At 42.3% G+C, this 830-nt stretch carries 1 pseudogene; it reads left to right on the top strand.

Going from position 1 to position 830, the window contains the following annotated elements:
- Window positions 1-79: 79 nt before the first annotated feature.
- Window positions 80-830 (top strand): annotated as a pseudogene (locus BACCOP_RS19180) (IS4 family transposase); the annotation flags it as partial.

The following is an 830-nucleotide window of genomic DNA, read 5'->3' on the forward strand; positions in this document are numbered from 1 at the left end:
GGGCTAAAAGTGTTTGGATAATTCGGTTAATTATCACTATATTAAAGTCGTCAAACAAAAAACATAGAACCCTTTAGCCATGAACAAAAATAGACATATTATCGGTGAACTCCAAGAGTTTTTGCAAACAATGATGCCAGCAAGGCAATAAACAGCATATCAACCATAATGAACAGCATTAGGATACAGAGCAAAGTCATCGGTTCAGTCAAGAATCCGAACTGCAAGTTCACCTGTCTTCAGGTGTTGCAGTTGCTCGTGCTCTTCCCGTTCTTCTCGGTGAAAAATGCTGCCAATTATTCGTCCTCTGCACTCTGCAAGTTGTTTACATGCGATAAGGATATGTTCTATCGTTTCATGAATGACGGCAACGTCAATTGGCGATGTATAATCTACTCGGTTTTCAGACAGCTGTATTCTCGTGTGAGCCGCAAGACAACAGCAAAATCTGATGTCAAATGCGTCATTATCGATGATACAGATCTTCCTAAGACCGGATTCAAGACAGAGAAGATCGGTAAAGTCTTCTCTCATACTCAAATGAAGCCTATACTGGGCTTCAAAGCAATGTTCCTATGCTTTACTGACGGTATATCTCAGTCTATTCTTGACTTCTCTCTTCATGGAGAAGAGGGTAAGCGCAGCGACAAGCCACAGGGCTTATCCAAGAAGCAGGCAAACTCACGTTATACCAAGGAACGTTCTGAGGATGAGCGTATTGCTAAACGTAGCTCTGAGTATCTTGCAAGCAAGATTGAGACTGCTATCAGTATGCTGAAGCGCTCAATCATTGAGGGTGTACGCTTCGACTATCTTCTTGTCGACAGCTG

The sequence above is a fragment of the Phocaeicola coprocola DSM 17136 genome, from assembly GCF_000154845.1.
GTDB lineage: Bacteria > Bacteroidota > Bacteroidia > Bacteroidales > Bacteroidaceae > Phocaeicola > Phocaeicola coprocola.